Here is an 18,504-nt window from a genome sequence, read left to right as displayed (position 1 = left end):
TGTGTAAAAATACACTCATTTATCGTTTTTTCTCTCAACTATAAAACTAATTTCTCAATAAATGATTATCTTTGCGCTCGATTTTTACTTAAAACCAAATATTAAATTATAACTTATAACATATGTTTCACATTTACGAAGGATTTCATCTTGTTGAGGCGTATCACAAAATGCGTCACAATCGTAAGTACTATCCTGCCGATGGTACCAAACGAGCTATTAAGATTGCACTTGTAGCTCTCATTACTCTGTTACTTTGGAATATGCCTGCCGAATGGTATGGCATCCAGAACCTTACCGTCATTCAGCAGCGCATCATCGCTATCTTTGCGTTTGCTACGCTCATGTGGGTTTTCGAAATTGTAAGCTCGTGGGCCACATCAGTAGCCATCATAGTGCTCATGTTGTTATTCTGTACGGATAGCGGAATATTGCCGATGGTGAACGAAGAAGAAGTAGGTAAGTTACTTAGTTACAAAGGTGTGATGGCCACCTTCGCCGACCCAGTGATTATGCTGTTTATCGGTGGATTCGTACTGGCTATTGCCGCTACCAAGACCGGTCTCGATGCCCAGTTGGCCAAGGTGCTGCTGAAGCCTTTCGGCACACGCAGTGAGATGGTACTGTTGGGTTTCCTGCTCATCACCGGTTTGTTCTCGATGTTCGTATCTAACACAGCTACTGCTGCCATGATGCTGACATTCCTCACCCCTGTGTTCCACCAGTTGCCTCCCGAGGGTAAGGGTCGTGTAGCCTTGGCTATGAGTATTCCTGTAGCTGCCAACTTAGGTGGTATGGGTACCCCTATCGGTACACCTCCAAACACCATCGCTCTGAAGTATCTGAACGACCCAGAGGGATTGAACCTCGGTCTCGGTTTCGGTCAGTGGATGATGTTCATGTTCCCACTCGTTATTCTGCTGCTGTTCATCAGCTGGCGCATTCTGCTCAAGGCATTCCCATTCACACAGAAAACCATTGAGCTGAACATCGAGGGTGGCATGAAGAAGGGCTTCCACTCTACCGTAGTTATCGTTACCTTCTTTGTAACCGTAGCTCTCTGGTTGCTCGACCGTGTTACCGGTATCAACTCATATACAGTAGCTATGATTCCATTCATGGTATTCGCCCTGACAGGTGTGATTACCAAGCGCGACCTGGAGCAGATTAACTGGAGTGTTATCTGGATGGTTGCCGGTGGTTTCGCCCTGGGTTATGGCTTGAATGCATCAGGTCTGGCTGCTAACGCTGTTGAGAGCATCCCCTTCGGCGAGTTCTCACCACTGCTCATTCTGCTGATGGGAGGCGCTATCTGCTACCTGCTCAGCAACTTCATCTCCAACTCGGCTACTGCAGCACTGCTCATGCCTATCCTTGCCATTGTTTGTGGCGCTATGGGCGACAAGCTGGCTCCTATCGGTGGTACCCCAACCGTACTGATCGGTGTGGCCATCGCAGCATCGAGTGCTATGATTCTGCCTATCTCTACCCCACCAAATGCACTGGCATTTGCTACTGGCTATGTAAAACAGAACGACATGGCCAAAATGGGTATCGTAATGGGTATCATTTCAATGGTATTAGGCTTCGGTCTGGTTTACCTGATGGGAACACTTCACCTCATCTAAATAGAAAAAAGAAATCCCGCTCGGTTGAGCGGGATTTTTCTTTTTATAACTTCTCTCCGTAGCAGAGGTCGCCACAGTCACCGAAGCCAGGAACGATATACTTATGTTCGTTCATACCTGGGTCGATAGCAGCACACCAGATAGTAGAGCCATCGGGAAGCGCACTTTTCACAACCTCAAGTCCCTCGGGAACAGCAATCACACAAGCCACATGAATCTTCTTAGGCTTGCCCGTCTTCACTAACGCCTCGATACTGGCAGCCATCGAGCCACCCGTAGCCAGCATAGGATCAACAATTACCAGCGTTTTGCCTTTAGCACTTGGTGCAGCCAGATACTCGGTATGCACGCCCACCTCGGTATGTTCACGGTTGGTGTACATACGATAGGCCGATACAAAGGCGTTATCGGCATGGTCGAACACATTGATAAAGCCCTCGTGGAAAGGCAGACCGGCACGCAGCACAGTGGCAATCAGCAGGTCTTCCTTTGGCAGCTGGATATCGATGGTGCCCAATGGTGTTGTAATCGTCTTAGGACGATACTCCAAGGTTTTCGACAACTCGTAGGCCATCATCTCGCCCACACGCTTGATATTATGACGGAACAACAGACGGTTCTTCTGATAGTTCTTGTCTCTCAGTTCCGACATGTACAAATTGATAACCGAATTGGTTTTGCTAAAATCTACTACTTCAATCATATACTTACATTTTTGCGGCAAAAGTACAAATTTAAAATGACAGTGACAAGTTTTTATGGGAAAAACATGCTGAGTTAGGACAGATCGGAAGGACTGATTCCAAATTCATCCTTGAAACACTTGGTAAAGTAGCTGGGGGCGGTGAAACCAACCTCGTAGGCTACCTCGGCGATGGTCTTATCGCCTTTGACCAGTAACTGATAGCCGCGATTCAGTCGGGCAGAACGCAACAGCTCGACAGGCGACGAACCAGAGATGGCCTTAACTTTACGGTACAGCTGTACACGACTCAGGTTCATAGCAGCAGCCAAATCATCAACACTCAGATCACTATCGGAGAGACGGGCCTCGACCACATCCTTGAAGCGCACGATGAATAGCGGCTCCTTGGCCGATTCAGCAGCCTCATCTACGGGTTGTACGACGGGCTGTGCAGCCGTAGACTGTTGATCGGCAGGCCGTACCGGCTCAGCTGGTGCCTTCATGTTCCACAGGTTATTGACAATACGCTCGCGCTGGGCCGACACTCTGGAACGATGATAGAGAATAAAGAGTACTAATATAAGTACCAGCAATGCCAACAACACGAGTGCCAGCAACGAGATGGTGCGCTGTGTTGACAGTTGTTCAAGATAGCTTGCGGCCTTTTTCTGAAGCTTACTCAGATTATGCGCCTGGCGCACCACCTCATCGCTTTCAAGTAACAGTACCGTAGCGTTATCGCGGGTTACCAAAGCCGAGGTAAGCAAGGTTTCTCTTGGATATTCTTTGCCATCGAGGATGTCGAGGGCCAGTTGTAGCAGTTGGTCGCCACGTGTAGGATAGATATACGAGGCATCGAGGAGCGAATCGCGCACCTGTTGGATACCACCATCAGGTCCTGGCAAGGCATCGATACCACAGAACATGGGCAGTTTGGCGCCTCGTTCTTCGAAGGCCTTACGGGCCCCAATAGCAGAACGATCGTTATGTCCGAAAACCAGATCGATACTGTTCATATCGCCCTTCCAGTTCTTAACGGCCTGATAAGCCGTAGGCTCAGTCCAGTCGCCTTGTATTTCGGCCACCACCTTAATATCAGGATAGGCAGCCAAAGCCACATGGAAGCCATTATAACGCTCCTCGGCAGGCGATGAACCTTTCAGTCCTTTCACTTCCATTATCTGCCCCTTACCACCAAGTTGGGTAGCGATGTATTCACCCATCAGATGTCCCATCTCATAGTTATCAGCACTCACAAAGGCAGAGTATTTACGCGAGTCGGTTTTACGTTCGAACACGATAACGGGAATGCCCTTATCGTAGGCACGGTCGATAGCAGGCGACACCGACGAGAGCTGGTTGGGAGCCACAATCAGCAGATTGATACCACTCTCTACCAGACTATCTATCTGACTGCTCTGAAGTTCAGAATCGTCGTGAGCAGCGGTAAAGCGCAGTTCTACACCCTCATGAAAGTTGGCCTCCATTCTCATCTCGGCGTTCTGCCAATCACGCCATATATCCTCAGAACATTGTGAAACACCTATTATATATTTAGACTCGTTTTGCTTGCAACCCATCAGCAGGACTGCAGCAAACGTAAAAAGGTAAATTGATAAGTTCCTCATAATTGTTTTAAGCTTTCTGTCGGCAAATATAAAAAAAAGTTCTGATATACAAGACATTCTTGCGTAATTTTTGTATATTTGCCAACAGATACTAACAAAAAACGTTCATTTGATAACAAATATGATACATTGAAACAATTTTTGAACGTGATGAACGATATTTTAACGCTGTGCTAACGATACATTTGTACTTTTGCAGCAGAATTTCAAATCAAATTGAGTACTAACAATTAAAACGATCAACAATGGAACAACTAAAGAAAATGTTTCTGAGTTTTACACTCTTGCTGACAAGTACCATCGTGTACGCGCAGACGCAAATTAGCGGTACAGTGGTCGACGCTACAGGCGAAAGCATTATTGGTGCCACAGTTATGGAAAAAGGGACCTCGAACGGTACTATTACTGATTTCGACGGTAACTTTAAGATTAAGGTTAATCCTGGTACAACGCTGGTTATCACGTACATTGGCTACAAGACACAGGAATTGCCAGCAAAAGATGGTATGCAGGTAACACTGAAAGACAATGCCAAGGAACTGGCAGAGGTTGTAGTAACAGGTTATCAGACCCAACGTAAGGCAGACCTGACAGGTTCTGTTTCTGTAGTGGAAACAAAAGACTTGAAGAGTTCTTCTGATACCGACCCAATGCGTGCTCTGCAGGGAAAGGTTCCTGGTATGACGATTACTAGTAATGGATCGCCAGTAGGCGCAGGTACAGTACGTATACGTGGTATTGGTTCATTCAACTCTTCACAGGATCCGCTGTTCGTTATCGATGGTGTGCCAACAACCACCAACCTGAACACACTGAACATGAACGACATCGAGTCGATGCAGGTGCTGAAGGACGCCGCTTCTGCCTCTATCTATGGTAGCCGAGCTGCCAATGGTGTCATCATCATCACGACACGTAGCGGTAAAAAGGGCGACAAGGTAAAAGTAGACTTCTCGGCCAATCTCACGGCTCAGTTCTACAACAAGCAGAGCATGATGAGTCTTTCGAATACATCTGAATACGCTACAGCAATGGCTCAGGCCGCCATGAACGACGGATTGGATCCTGAGGCATATGCCAATAATTACGGTTTGACTCTGCACGCTGGCAGCGGTACACCCATCTCTGCCTATAACCCCGCAACAGGACAGATGGAGAACTTTACCGTTAATGGTTTGTACGACGGGTATATGAACTCTAAGAGAACCATGCGCTTCAGTGATACCGACTGGTTGAAGGAGATTTCACGCACAGGTTTCTCACAGAATTACGACCTTTCTATCTCTAATGCTACAGATAAGTCATCGGCTCTGTTCTCATTTGGCTACAAGAAGAACAGCGGTATTCTTAAGTACACTGACTTCGAGAGTTTCTCAGGCCGTATCAACACAAGTTTCAAAGTAAACAAACTTATTACTGTAGGTGAGAATGCTACTATTACATATTCTAATCAGGTAGACTGCCAACCCCTGGAGAATGCGCTTAAGATGTCGCCAACTCTGCCTGTATACGAAGAAGACGGCGTTACATTCTCTGGTCCTGTAGGTGGCATGAGCGACCGTCAGAACCCACTGCGCGAGCTGTATCATAATCGCGACAATCGTCTGAAGATGTGGCGTGTTTTCGGTAATGCATACGTTAATTTCGAGCCAATCAAGGGTCTGCTGCTGCGTTCAAACTTCGGACTTGACCTATGGTCGGAGAATATCCACAGCGTTACTTATACTTGGCACTCTGACGTGGTAAACAACTCTACCCCATCTGCCAACATGGGAGCAAAGACTTCAGTTAAGTGGACATGGTCGAATACCGCCAACTATAACTTCACACTTGGCACCGATCACTCGTTCATCGTACTGGGTGGTATCGAACTTCACAGAGATATCAACGAGTGGTCGAATGCCTACGCACAGATGTTCGCACTCGAGAACTACGACTATATGTATCCCGATGCTGCAACTGGCACACAACGTGCAACTGGTATCCAGGAGGGTTACAACCTGGTTTCATTCTTCGGCAAGGTCGACTATAATTTCAAGGACCTGATACTAGCTTCGTTCACCATCCGTCACGACGGTTCAAGCCGCTTTGGTGAGAACAACCGCTACGGTACATTCCCTGCTGCAACACTCGGTTATCGTATATCACAGCACCTCGGACAGAGTTGGATTGATGACTTGAAGATTCGCGCATCTTGGGGACAGACTGGTAATCAGGCCATCTCGAACTATGCTCGCTACGGGCTCTATGCTGCCACCTATGGAGGTGCACGCAATGAGTCGACTGCTTACGATCTTGCACTGGCTGGTAGCGGTATATTCCCATCAGGATTCCGTGCTACACAGGCTCAGAACAATGACCTGAAGTGGGAGACCACAGAACAGTGGAATGCAGGTCTCGATTTCCGCTTCTTCGGTAGCTCACTCTATGGTACATTCGATACCTATATTAAGAAGGTGAAGGACATGCTGATTAACCCCGCATATTTGGGTTCGATGGGTGAAGGCGGTGCCAGCTGGCTCAATGGTCCAAGCCTGCAGAACTGGGGTATGGAGTTTGCTCTCGGCTATCGTCATACAACAGAATACGGTCTGCAGTACAACGTAAACGGAAACATCGACTTCTACCGCTCAAAGGTTACTTATCTTCCTGAGACGACAACTGGTTCGTATGTTCATACAGCTAAAGAGAATCTGGTAGAATCTGGTCGTCCTTATGGTTCAATCGTAGGTTATGTAGTCGACGGATTATTCCAAAATCGTGAGGAAGTGCTGGCAAGCGGTCAGGACAACGCCCGTGTAGGTGGTTTGAAGTATGCCGATCTGGATGGTAATGGCATCATCAACGAGCAAGACCAGACTTGGATTTTCAACCCAGTACCCAACTTCTCTTGGGGTTTGAATGTAGATCTTAGCTACAAGAACTTCGACTTCAATATGTTCTGGCAGGGTGTTGCTGGTCAGGACGTATATAACGACCAGAAATTCCAGACCGACTTCTACAGTCTTACCGATGCCGGATCTAATAAGGGAAACCGCATGCTGGGTGCATGGACCACTGGCAACACCAGCAGCACCATCCCTGCTCTTACCACCAACAATACTGGTAACGAGAACCGCACATCAACCTACTTCGTTGAGAATGGTTCATACGGGAAGTTGCGCCAGGTACAGATTGGTTACAACCTGCCCAAGAGCATCATCAGCAAGTTGAACATGACAAGTGCACGTGTTTACGTTTCAGGTCACAATCTGCTCACTATCAAGAGTAGTTCACTTACCTGCTCGGACCCAGAGAACCCACGTTGGATGTATCCTAACAGCACCAGCATCTCATTTGGTATCCAGACAAGCTTCTAAAGGTGAAAAAGAAAAAGGTATAATAGTTAAAAAGATTATAGTTATGAAGACAATATATAAAACAATCTGTGCAGGTCTGATCGTTTGCGGTACGCTAACATCGTGCAACGATTTCATCGACGTAACTCCAAAGGGTGTCATTAGCGAAGACATTGCCATGAGTCAGCCCGAAGAAATGGTAACTGCAGCTTACGCCAAATTGGGCGACGACTGGTACACCTATCCGTTTAACCTCTGGCCTTATGGCGACGTATCATCAGACGATGCCATGAAAGGCGGATCGGGAACTACCGATACTAACTACCACCCCGTTGAGGTTTGGTCTACTCTTACCGCTTCTACCCCCGACCATATGGACGAGCTCTGGTATCACTTCTACTGCTCTGTCAGCCGTTGCAACCGTGCATTGGTATCGTTGGCCAACGATGACAAGATGGACGCTCAGACAAAGGCTATCCGCGAGGGTGAGGTTCGTTTCCTGCGTGCACACTTCTACTTCAAGTTGGTACAGATGTGGAATCAGGTGCCCTGGATTGACGAGGAAGTTTATAAGGTTCACTCTGAGGAGCAGACTCGCAACGATGAGTTCACACATGATGAGCTGATGCAGAAGATTGTTGCCGACTTCAAGGCAGCCTACGACGTTCTGCCAGCAACACAGGCTGAGGGCGGACGCGCCAACAAGATTGCTGCTGCTGCCTATCTGGCAAAGTGCTACCTTACTATGGCTTGGGGTGATGGCTACGAGGCAAACACTGGTGTAAGCCACATCAACACCCAATACATGCAGGAAGTATTGAAGTATACACAGGAAGTAGCCAATTCGCAGTATGGCTATCTGGAGGATTTCGGAGATATTTTCCTTCCTGAGTACAAGAATTCTAAGGAGAGCGTGTTCGCTGTACAGCACTCAGACTATCAGGATGATAATACACTCTATGGTCGTGCCAACTGGAGTAACATGCTGAATGGTTGCTGGGGTATTTGGTCGTGTGGATGGGACTTCCACAAGCCAACACAGAATCTGGTGAACGCTTTCAAGACCAAGGACGGACTGCCTATGTTCGACGACTACAACAAGGAGATTGCCTATCCTACCAATGGTGTGCCCAATGCACAGAAGTGGGATCCACGCCTCTTCCACACAGTAGGTATGCCTACCTTCCCATACAAATATGAGGTAGAATATACTATGACAAAGGACAACTCTCGCACACCTAACACTTATGGCTACTATGCCTCATTAAAGGAAGTGCCACAGCGATCAAAGGGTGAGACATTCGACAATCCTTGGCAGGCTTTCGCCATGAACGACTATGTATTTCGCTATACCGACGTGATGCTGATGCGTGCCGAGGCTATGGTAGAAACTGGCGACCTGGAAGGTGCCCGTACTATCATCAACGATATCCGTCAGCGTGCCAAGAACTCTGTTGCAAAGCACATCGCCTATGCAGCTGATCAGTGCGAAATTGCACTCTATCCTGCATCTTACTTCCAGGATAAGGAGAGTGCCCGCAAGTGTTTGCAGTGGGAGCGCCGACTGGAGTTGGCCATGGAGAATCATCGTTTCTTCGACCTGCGCCGCTGGGGTATTGCCTCAAAGACTCTTAACAACTTCTTCGAGATTGAAAAGGATATGGTATACGATGGACAGACATACGCACAGTACTACAAGGATGCTCACTTCACTCCTGCTAAAAACGAGTACTTCCCTCTGCCATACATCCAGCTCTACTATGTGCCAGGTCTCTATACTCAGAACAAGGGATATAATTAATTGATAATTGACAATTGATAATTGATAATTAAGAACTTAGAGTTATGAAAAAGATTTCATTCATTATAATGGCGATGTTCGCTCTAGTGTTGAGCGCTTGCCAAGACAAGGACATCGAACGCGAGGCAATGAAGCTGAGTGCTCCCGATGTATCACAGATCACAGGTCAACTGTCGGGCGACGACTACATCTGGTCGTGGCCAGCCCAGAACGCTCAGATGCGAGTTGCTATCTACCGCAATGGAACCATCTCGAATACAGAGACCGTCAGCGGCAATACCTTTACACATAAGAATGTGCCCACCAACGTGGCATTTGAATATGTGTTCAAACTGACCGATGGCAGCAACGTATCTGCCGGTGTTGTCAAGAACTACACCCGCGAAGGTGCAAGCAGCATCAGTGGCGTACAGATGAGTCAGCTTGACAAAGACGGCGGTTACGATGCCTTGGTTACTTGGAACAAGTCAACCGATGCCACAAGTATCATACTGACTGCCACTAACGGTGTAAGAACCATTACAGAAACGCTGGCTGGTACCGACACCCAATATCTCATTAAAGATGTTGAGACAGGCGACACTTGGGAGGTGAAACTGGTAGCCCAGAACGAAAAGGGCACATCGCTGTCAACCACATCATCGCTCCGTATCGGTAAGACCGCCATCGGCTTCCTGAGCATCTACGCCACTCCAGATGAGCTAGTAGAGAAGGGCGACGACGACGAGGCTTCGGCTTGGCTCTGGCTGCACGAGACCTATCCTACAGCACAGTTCGTACCATTCACAAGTATCACATCTGCCGACGTCATTGAGCCATTCCGTGTGCTGTTCTGGCTGCGCGACCTTGAGGGTGTCAGCGAAAGTGACGTATGGAATATTCCTACCGACGTACAAGCTGCCACACCTATCATCAAGGAGTGGTATAAGAACGGCGGAAGCATGCTGCTGTGGAGTCATGCCACCGTATATGCAGGACACCTGGGACGTATCAATCTCGATGAGATGAAGGGCAACGACCATGCCTTCGGATTCGGTGAGGGTGGCATCAACAACGACGTGTGGAAGATGGCTGTTGAGTTGAATCCCGACCACAAGTTCAAGAAAGATCACTCTTCTCACCCCATCTATAAGGGTCTGGAAGTAGAGACCACTCCCGACACCAAACTCATTGCCTTCAAGGGACCAGGTTGGACTGAGGACCACAACTGTCTGTACTTCAATCTGCCTAGTCTGTGGACAGGTATCGGCAACACCGAGGAAGCCTGCTATGCCCAGTGCACCAGCACCTTTGGCGTATATCCACTCGGCACATGGGACAGTCAGATCTGGTGGGTAAGTCAGATGAATGTCTGGGAGGCTCAGCAGGGTAACACCGAGTTCAAGGGCACACTGCTCTGTATCGGTAATGGTGGCTGCGAGTTCTCGATGAAGAATGCCGACGGTACTCCTGACAAGAGTGCTCATCCAAAGAACAATATCTATCAGGACAATGTCCTTACGCTCGCCAAGAACGCTCTTGAATATCTGAAGACACGCTAGTAATTAGAGTTAGTAATAAAGATCATGAAGAAATTCTGGAATTTCTTTTCTGCAATGATGGTAACCGCTGGTATGGCGGTTACCATCAGTGGTTGTTCAGGTGATGATCCCCAAAAGGAGCAACCGGCTCCCGAGCCACCAACGCCCGTGGATCCTGTGCCCCCTCCAGCACCTACACCAGACAGTTACACTGAATTGTTTCGCCCACAAGTACACTTCACTCCAGCCAAGAACTGGATGAACGATCCTAACGGAATGGTATATGCAGACGGCACGTATCACCTGTTCTATCAGTACAATCCACAGAGCAATGACTGGGGCAACATGTCGTGGGGACACGCCACAAGTACCGACCTCATTCATTGGACAGAACAGGCTGTAGCCTTGCGTCATGATGAACTGGGCGACATCTTCTCTGGATCGGCAGTTATCGATAAAGATAACACAGCAGGATTTGGCGCCAATGCTATGGTGGCCATCTATACTTCGGCCAGCAGTGTACAGCAGCAGTCTATCGCCTACTCTATTGATGGCGGAAATAGTTTTACTCGATTCACAGGTAATCCTGTAATCAAGAACAACGACGACAATCTGCGCGACCCAAAAGTTTTCTGGCACGAAGGCAGTAAGCAATGGGTGATGGCTCTGGCCAAAGGCTGGCTTCGAGGCGTAGAGTTTTATGGTTCTACCAATCTGAAAAACTGGAATCATCTCAGTACCTTTGTGGTTGATCTTCCAGGCAGACCAAGTTTGCAGTGGGAGTGTCCAGATCTGATTCAGATGGGCAACAAGTGGGTTCTGCTGGTAAGTGTAAATCCTGGTGGACCTGTACTTGGCTCTGGTACGATGTATTTTGTTGGCGACTTCGATGGCAAAGAGTTCAAAGCCGATGCCCTCGACTATCCGCTTTGGCTCGACTATGGAATGGATAACTATGCAGGTGTAACATGGAGCAACACAGGCAATCGTAAAATAATGATTGGCTGGATGAACAACTGGCAGTATGCAGGCAGCGTACCTTGCTCGCCTTGGCGCTCGGCTATGACGCTACCTCGCGAACTAAAACTGGCGGAATATGCAGGCAAGCCATTGCTCTGCAGTCCTGTAGTGAGCGAGATAGACAAGATAGCTGGTCAGTGGCAGGAAGTTAACACAGAGGCGCTGCCGCTTGATGCCAACAAGTCGGCTTATCAGTTGTGCATTAATGTAAGTTTGGAACAGAACACAACCATCACGCTTGGTAATAGCAATAATGAAAAATACGTGATCGACGTAAACGCATCATCACGTACAATAGCTGTTCATCGCAATGCATCTACGGGCAAGACCAACTTTAATGGCAGTTTCTCAATCCCATCAATGCAAGCGCCACTTAACACTGATGGTAGCACAGTTGTTCTCGACATCTTTGTTGATCAATCATCGGTAGAGATTACTACACAGGATGGTACGATGTCGATGACAAACCTTGTGTTCCCTCAGTCAATTTACGACAGAGTGTCTTTCGCAGGCACAAGCCCTACTGCACAAGTAAGAAGCCTAAGCAGGATATGGAATTAGAAATAATCGTTCATTGCGCATAAAAATGTTGCAATGAACGATTTTTGTTAGCAGTTGAAACATTATTTATCGATGGATATTGAAAAACGTCTTAACTTTGCAGCAGAAGATTTAGGATACGGTCATATTGTTATTAGTTAGTTAAATTGTTTTAGGTTCATCGAGTGATTAATTGGTTAAATGTTAGTTAGTAATTTAGTAGTAAGGTAATGGATTGGTTTTTCAAAAAAACGTGCGGTTCGTGAGAGTCGCACGTTTTTATTGAAGTGTAGTATTTGCAAAGTAGTTAGAAAACAATTGCACGCTAGGTACTTTGCAATTGAAAAGTAGTTAGAGAATTAAACCTTTCAATTATCGTTCATTGCATAAAAATTTGTTGCAATGAACGATTTTTCTTAAGAAATGAAACATTATTTATAGGATATACACGCGATTTGACTTAACTTTGCAGCAGAAATCTAAAATCGTACAACAAAAAATGAATAGCAAAATGAGAAAAACGGTAATGATGATGGTGGCAGCCGTGCTTACCTCTGCATCGGCAATGGCCCAAGTAACACCTATGGTACTGGGCGAAAAGCATGCCATGCTGCGAGTGGAACAACCAACCAAGTACTTACTGCTGCCCGTACAGGAAACTGAGGACATTGCAGCAATAGCTGTGGTAAACGGGAAGAACGAGATGGTGCAGCGCATCAATGTGAAGTTGGCAGTAGATCGCGTAGATTACTATGTGCCCTACGAACTGAAAGATGCCCAGCTGCTCGACATCGAGTTTCATGGCGACCGCCGTCTGAAAGGTGCCGTAGGCGAGTTCGCCTGTTGGAAGGAAATCAAGTATAGCGATACCTTCGACACCACCAATCGCGAGCGCTTCCGCCCGGTTTATCATCATACACCAGTATATGGTTGGATGAATGATCCTAACGGTATGTTCTACAAAGATGGTGTTTGGCATCTCTTCTATCAGTACAACCCTTATGGTTCACAATGGGAGAACATGCACTGGGGCCACTCTACGTCGAAAGACCTGGTGCATTGGGAAGCACAGCCACAGACATTCGAGCCCGACTGGTTGGGTAGCATCTTCAGTGGCTCATGTATCACCAACGGAGATGATGTAGTAGCCTTCTACACCTCAGCCGGTCACCACCAGACACAGTCGATGGCCATATCAAAAGACGGTGGAATGACATTCAAGAAATATGAAGGAAACCCTATACTGACCAGCGACAAGCCCGACTTCCGCGACCCCAATGTGTTCTGGTTTGAGGGCACCAAGCGCTGGGTGATGATCCTGGCAGTGGGTCAGGAGATGCAGCTCTACTCGTCAGAGAACCTAAAAGACTGGAAATACGAGTCAGCTTTCGGTCAGGAGTATGGCAATCACGGTGGCGTTTGGGAGTGTCCCGACCTGATTCAGATTGGCGACAAGTGGGTGCTTATCTGCAACATCAACCCTGGCGGCCCATTCGGAGGTAGTGCTACACAGTACTTTGTGGGGCAATTCGACGGACATAAGTTTACTTGCGAGTCGATGCCAAAGGTAACTAAATGGATGGACTATGGCAAGGATCACTATGCTACAGTATCGTTCTACAATGCACCTGAGAACCGTCATGTGGTACTGGCATGGATGAGCAACTGGCAGTATGCCAACCAGGTGCCAACCAAGCAGTATCGCTCGGGCAACAGCATTCCTCGCGACCTGGGACTGTTTAACTTTGGCGAGGAGACATACGTAAGCGTAGTACCATCGAAGGAGATGCTGGACATGCGTGGAGCCAAGGTAAGGAAGCCGACTGAAGCTTGCGAGATAGTAGTGGACGTGAAGAATCAGGCGGAGATTGTGCTCTCGAACTCAAAGGGCGAGGAGGTGACGATGGTTTACGACGGACAGCGCCAGAGCTTCAGCATGGACCGCACAAAGAGTGGCGACGTGAGCTTCAGTGAGGCTTTTGCATGCACAACTATCGCTCCCACCTATGGACATATCAAACAGCTGCGATTGTTTATCGACCGCTGTTCTATCGAGGCCTTCGATGCAGAAGGAAAGATGGCAATGACAAACCTGGTATTCCCATCAGAACCTTATAATAACATAAAGGTGAAGGGCGGAAAGGCGACCATATATGAGATTAAGAAGTAAGAATTTAGAATTTAGAGAATATTTAGTAATATGAAGAAATTTGCTCTGATCCCCGTGATGTTCTGCTTTTTCGCCATGGGATTTGTCGACCTGGTGGGCATTGCATCGAACTATGTGAAGGAAGACCTGCAGCTGACAGACAGCGTGGCCAACATCTTCCCGTCGCTCGTATTCTTCTGGTTCCTGATCTTCAGCGTACCTACGGGGATGCTGATGAACAAGATCGGACGAAAGAACACTGTATTGCTATCGCTCGGCGTGACTATCGTATCGCTGCTTCTGCCTCTGTTTGGCGAGAACTTCGGCATAATGCTCTGCGCATTCTCGCTGCTTGGCATAGGTAACGCCCTGATGCAGACATCGCTTAACCCACTGGTATCAACAGTGATGGGCGGAGGGAATCTGGCATCGACACTTACCTTCGGACAGTTTATCAAGGCCATCGCCTCGTTCTTGGCTCCATATCTGGCCATGTGGGGCGCCACACAGGTACTGCCCTCGTTCGGCTACGACTGGCGAGTGCTGTTTATGATCTACTTCGTGGTGGGTATTCTGGCTGCAGCACTGCTGGCAGTTACGCCTATCGAAGAAGAACACACCACAGGCAACGCATCTACATTTACTGAATGCCTGAAACTGCTGGGCACACCTATCGTACTGCTGTCATTCTTTGGTATCATGTGTCATGTGGGCATCGATGTGGGCACCAACACCACAGCACCAAAGATACTGATGGAGCGACTGGGACTGACGCTGAACGATGCCGCATTTGCCACCAGTCTGTACTTCATATTCCGTACCATCGGCTGCCTTACCGGATCGTTCTTCCTGCGAGTATTGCCTAATCGCACATTCTTCGTAATCAGCGTAGTGATGATGGCGCTATCGATGTGTGGACTCTTTATCGGCACAGAAAAATGGATACTCTACGCAGCTATAGCACTGGTGGGCTACGGCAACTCTAACATCTTCTCCATCTGTTTTGCCCAGGCACTGACAGCTATGCCACAGAAGCAGAACGAGGTATCGGGACTGATGATTATGGGACTGTTTGGCGGCACTATCTTCCCACTGCTGATGGGAATTGCCAGCGACGCTATGGGCCAGGCCGGCGCAGTAGCAGTAATGGCTGTTGGAGTGATTTATCTGTTTACCTATATTAAGAACGTAAAAAACAACTAAGTATTATGAAGAGATATATAGTAGGCCTCGGAGAGGCATTGTGGGACGTACTTCCCGAAGGAAAGAAACTTGGTGGCGCACCAGCAAATTTCGCCTATCATACAGCACAGTTCGGATTGGACACTATTGCCATCAGCGCACTTGGCGACGACGCGCTGGCCGAGGAGACCATTGAGGCGCTGAAGGAGCACAATCTGAACTACCTGATGCCGCATGTGCCCTATCCTACCGGTACGGTACAAGTGACGCTAACGGGCGACGGCATACCCACCTATGACATTAAGGAAAACGTAGCATGGGACAATATCCCATTCACAGCCGAGATGGAGGAGATAGCTAAGAATGCCCGTGCCGTTTGTTTCGGATCGCTGGCACAGCGCAACGTGGTAAGCCGTGAGAACATCCGAAAATTCCTGGACGCCACGCCAGAAGACTGTATAAAAATCTGCGACATCAACCTGCGTCAGCAGTTCTACTCGAAAGAGATTCTCGAGGACTCGTTCTGCATCTGCAACATCCTAAAAATCAACGATGAAGAGCTGGTTGTTATCAACCGCATGTTTGGCTACGACAGTCTGGACATGCGCGACACTTGCCATCAGATTGTAGAGGACTACCACTTAAAAATGCTGGTACTGACCTGTGGCACTAATGGCTCGTATGTTTTCACCGACGATGGTCTGTGTTCATTCCAGGAGACACCCAAGGTGGAGGTTGCCGACACCGTGGGCGCCGGCGACTCGTTTACCGGCTCGTTCTGTGCATCAATCATCAACGGGAAACCCGTACAGGAAGCCCACAAAACAGCCGTACAGGTAAGCGCCTATGTATGCACCCAGAACGGCGCCATGCCTGTGATTCCAGATGAGCTAAAAAAGTAAATATCCAAAATCAGAAAATGATATGTCGGAGTGGCAAAAGCGCTACTCCGACGTTTTTTTTTAGCTTCTTTAACCTAAAAAGAATTGTGTGCGCACAAAATATTGCTAAATGCCACTTGTCAATTCGAGAATAATTTGTAACTTTGCAGCGCTTTTTAGAAAGTTATATATAACAAAAGGATAATATTCACAACTTAAAATAAAGATTAGTAATATGGCAAAGTTAGATTTGACTCAGTATGGCATTACAGGTTCTACCGTAATTGCACACAATCCATCGTATGAGGAGCTCTTCAAGGAAGAGACCAAGGCTGGACTCGAGGGTTTCGACAAGGGCGTAAACACCGAGCTCAACGCTGTAAACGTTATGACTGGTATCTACACCGGCCGTTCACCTAAGGACAAGTACATCGTAAAGGATGCACAGAGCGAGGACAAGGTATGGTGGACTTCTGAGGAATATAAGAACGACAACCACCCCATGAGCGAGGAGGTTTGGAAGCAGGTTAAGGACATCGCTATCAAGGAGCTCTCTAACAAGAACCTCTATGTAGTAGATGCTTTCTGCGGTGCTAACGAGGCTACACGTCTGGCTGTTCGCTTCATCGTTGAGGTAGCATGGCAGGCACACTTCGTAACAAACATGTTCATTCAGCCTACTGCTGAGGAGCTGGAGAAGTTCGAGCCTAACTTCGTAATCTATAACGCCTCTAAGGCTAAGGTTGAGAACTACAAGGAGCTGGGTCTGAACTCAGAGACTTGTGTTGCCTTCAACACAACAAGCCGTGAGCAGTGCATCATCAACACATGGTACGGTGGTGAGATGAAGAAGGGTATGTTCTCAATGCAGAACTACTATCTGCCTCTGCAGGGTATCGCTTCAATGCACTGCTCTGCTAACACCGACATGGAGGGTAAGAACACCGCTATCTTCTTCGGTCTGTCTGGTACAGGTAAGACCACTCTGTCAACCGATCCAAAGCGTCTGCTGATTGGTGACGACGAGCACGGATGGGACGACGAGGGTGTATTCAACCTCGAGGGTGGTTGCTACGCTAAGGTTATCAACCTTGACAAGGAGAGCGAGCCCGATATCTACAACGCTATCCGTCGTAACGCTCTACTCGAGAACGTAACTGTTGCTGAGGATGGTAAGATCGACTTCGCTGATAAGAGCGTAACCGAGAACACTCGTGTATCATATCCTATCGACCACATCGAGAAGATTGCCCAGAAGGTAAATGGTAAGAGTGCAGGTCCTGACGCTAAGAACGTTATCTTCCTGAGTGCTGATGCATTCGGTGTACTGCCCCCAGTATCTATCCTGACTCCTGAGCAGACTAAGTACTACTTCCTCTCTGGTTTCACAGCTAAGCTGGCTGGTACAGAGCGCGGTATCACTGAGCCTACTCCAACATTCTCTGCTTGCTTCGGTCAGGCATTCCTCGAGCTGCACCCAACAAAGTATGCTGAGGAGCTGGTTAAGAAGATGGAGAAGAGCGGTGCTAAGGCATACCTCGTAAACACTGGTTGGAACGGTACTGGTAAGCGTATCTCTATCCGCGATACTCGTGGTATCATCGACGCTATCCTGGGTGGTGCTATCCTGAACGCTCCTACCAAGAAGATCCCTTACTTCGACTTCGAGGTTCCAACACAGCTTGAGGGCGTAGACACCAACATCCTCGATCCTCGCGACACTTACGCTAACGCTGCTGAGTGGGAGGAGAAGGCTAAGGATCTGGCTGGCCGCTTCATCAAGAACTTCAAGAAGTACGAGGGCAACGAGGCTGGTAAGGCTCTGGTTGCTGCTGGTCCAAAGCTCTAATAAGAGATTTATCACTCTAAATATCAGAATTGGCTGCGCCGAAAGGCGTGGCCAATTTTTATTGATATATATCAAAATCAACTCTTGAGACCCTCAACTATTTACTATTCACTTTTAGTTTCTCACTTTTTCTTTGTACCTTTGCACTTGTAATCGGGAGATTACTTGTATTTCATTAGGTTTTTTATTAGTTAGATTTTAAGGTAAAAGATTATGTTATTAGATTTTCAAACAACTGTTATGTTAGTAATGGTTGGATTATCTGCCGGCCTGAGCATTTATA

At 47.7% G+C, this 18,504-nt stretch carries 11 protein-coding genes; 9 read left to right on the top strand and 2 right to left on the bottom strand.

All coding sequences use genetic code 11. From position 1 onward, the window contains the following. Positions 1 to 122 precede the first annotated feature (122 nt). Positions 123 to 1,628: an SLC13 family permease gene (locus BLU97_RS03770; RefSeq protein ID WP_175456287.1), complete on the top strand. Its 1,506-nt coding sequence runs from the start codon at positions 123 to 125 to the stop codon at positions 1,626 to 1,628. Between the two features lie 43 nt (positions 1,629 to 1,671). On the opposite strand, the gene upp is transcribed toward BLU97_RS03770, so the two are convergent. After that, positions 1,672 to 2,328, bottom strand: coding sequence for a uracil phosphoribosyltransferase (gene upp / locus BLU97_RS03765; protein ID WP_033150812.1), 657 nt, complete (start codon positions 2,326 to 2,328; stop codon positions 1,672 to 1,674). A gap of 77 nt (positions 2,329 to 2,405) precedes the next feature. After that, positions 2,406 to 3,941, bottom strand: coding sequence for a substrate-binding domain-containing protein (locus BLU97_RS03760; protein ID WP_175456286.1), 1,536 nt, complete (start codon positions 3,939 to 3,941; stop codon positions 2,406 to 2,408). A 245-nt stretch (positions 3,942 to 4,186) separates the two neighbouring features. Between BLU97_RS03760 and BLU97_RS03755 the strand changes: the two genes are divergently transcribed. The 8 genes from BLU97_RS03755 (at position 4,187) to pckA (ending at position 18,221) form a co-directional block, all read left to right on the top strand. After that, the gene (locus tag BLU97_RS03755; RefSeq protein WP_074760297.1) at positions 4,187 to 7,300 is read left to right on the top strand and encodes a SusC/RagA family TonB-linked outer membrane protein; all 3,114 of its coding nucleotides are present in this window, start codon (positions 4,187 to 4,189) and stop codon (positions 7,298 to 7,300) included. 43 nt (positions 7,301 to 7,343) lie between these two features. After that, positions 7,344 to 9,080 carry a RagB/SusD family nutrient uptake outer membrane protein gene (locus tag BLU97_RS03750; protein ID WP_074760296.1) on the top strand — a complete coding sequence of 579 codons (1,737 nt, stop codon included), beginning with the start codon at positions 7,344 to 7,346 and terminating at the stop codon, positions 9,078 to 9,080. Positions 9,081 to 9,124: 44 nt separating this feature from the next. Next, positions 9,125 to 10,621, top strand: a complete 1,497-nt coding sequence (locus tag BLU97_RS03745; RefSeq protein ID WP_074760295.1) for a DUF4960 domain-containing protein — start codon at positions 9,125 to 9,127, stop codon at positions 10,619 to 10,621. A gap of 24 nt (positions 10,622 to 10,645) precedes the next feature. Further along, entirely contained in the window at positions 10,646 to 12,181 is a 1,536-nt protein-coding gene (locus tag BLU97_RS03740; RefSeq protein WP_074760294.1) for a glycoside hydrolase family 32 protein, read from the top strand. A gap of 490 nt (positions 12,182 to 12,671) precedes the next feature. Then, a complete protein-coding gene (locus BLU97_RS03735) occupies positions 12,672 to 14,330 on the top strand; it encodes a DUF4980 domain-containing protein (RefSeq protein ID WP_074760403.1) in 1,659 nt (552 codons plus the stop codon). Between the two features lie 30 nt (positions 14,331 to 14,360). After that, complete coding sequence (locus BLU97_RS03730) at positions 14,361 to 15,512, top strand: MFS transporter (protein ID WP_074760293.1); 1,152 nt, start codon at positions 14,361 to 14,363, stop codon at positions 15,510 to 15,512. A gap of 5 nt (positions 15,513 to 15,517) precedes the next feature. After that, positions 15,518 to 16,393, top strand: a complete 876-nt coding sequence (locus BLU97_RS03725) for a carbohydrate kinase family protein (RefSeq protein WP_074760292.1) — start codon at positions 15,518 to 15,520, stop codon at positions 16,391 to 16,393. Between the two features lie 214 nt (positions 16,394 to 16,607). Continuing rightward, complete coding sequence (pckA, locus tag BLU97_RS03720; protein ID WP_074760291.1) at positions 16,608 to 18,221, top strand: phosphoenolpyruvate carboxykinase (ATP); 1,614 nt, start codon at positions 16,608 to 16,610, stop codon at positions 18,219 to 18,221. Positions 18,222 to 18,504 lie beyond the last annotated feature (283 nt).

The organism is Xylanibacter ruminicola (assembly GCF_900107775.1).
Taxonomy (GTDB): domain Bacteria; phylum Bacteroidota; class Bacteroidia; order Bacteroidales; family Bacteroidaceae; genus Prevotella; species Prevotella ruminicola_C.
Note: the sequence above shows the minus strand (reverse complement) of the source record. Positions and strands in the feature narration are given on the sequence as shown.

Excerpts from the sequence above, each read along its gene's own strand:
- BLU97_RS03740 (WP_074760294.1), top strand. The coding sequence starts at position 10,646 with ATGAAGAAATTCTGGAATTTCTTTTCTGCAATGATGGTAACCGCTGGT.
- BLU97_RS03745 (WP_074760295.1), top strand. The coding sequence starts at position 9,125 with ATGAAAAAGATTTCATTCATTATAATGGCGATGTTCGCTCTAGTGTTG.
- BLU97_RS03770 (WP_175456287.1), top strand. The coding sequence starts at position 123 with ATGTTTCACATTTACGAAGGATTTCATCTTGTTGAGGCGTATCACAAA.
- BLU97_RS03760 (WP_175456286.1), bottom strand. The coding sequence starts at position 3,941 with ATGAGGAACTTATCAATTTACCTTTTTACGTTTGCTGCAGTCCTGCTG.
- pckA (WP_074760291.1), top strand. The coding sequence starts at position 16,608 with ATGGCAAAGTTAGATTTGACTCAGTATGGCATTACAGGTTCTACCGTA.
- BLU97_RS03730 (WP_074760293.1), top strand. The coding sequence starts at position 14,361 with ATGAAGAAATTTGCTCTGATCCCCGTGATGTTCTGCTTTTTCGCCATG.
- BLU97_RS03750 (WP_074760296.1), top strand. The coding sequence starts at position 7,344 with ATGAAGACAATATATAAAACAATCTGTGCAGGTCTGATCGTTTGCGGT.
- BLU97_RS03755 (WP_074760297.1), top strand. The coding sequence starts at position 4,187 with ATGGAACAACTAAAGAAAATGTTTCTGAGTTTTACACTCTTGCTGACA.
- BLU97_RS03735 (WP_074760403.1), top strand. The coding sequence starts at position 12,672 with ATGAGAAAAACGGTAATGATGATGGTGGCAGCCGTGCTTACCTCTGCA.
- BLU97_RS03725 (WP_074760292.1), top strand. The coding sequence starts at position 15,518 with ATGAAGAGATATATAGTAGGCCTCGGAGAGGCATTGTGGGACGTACTT.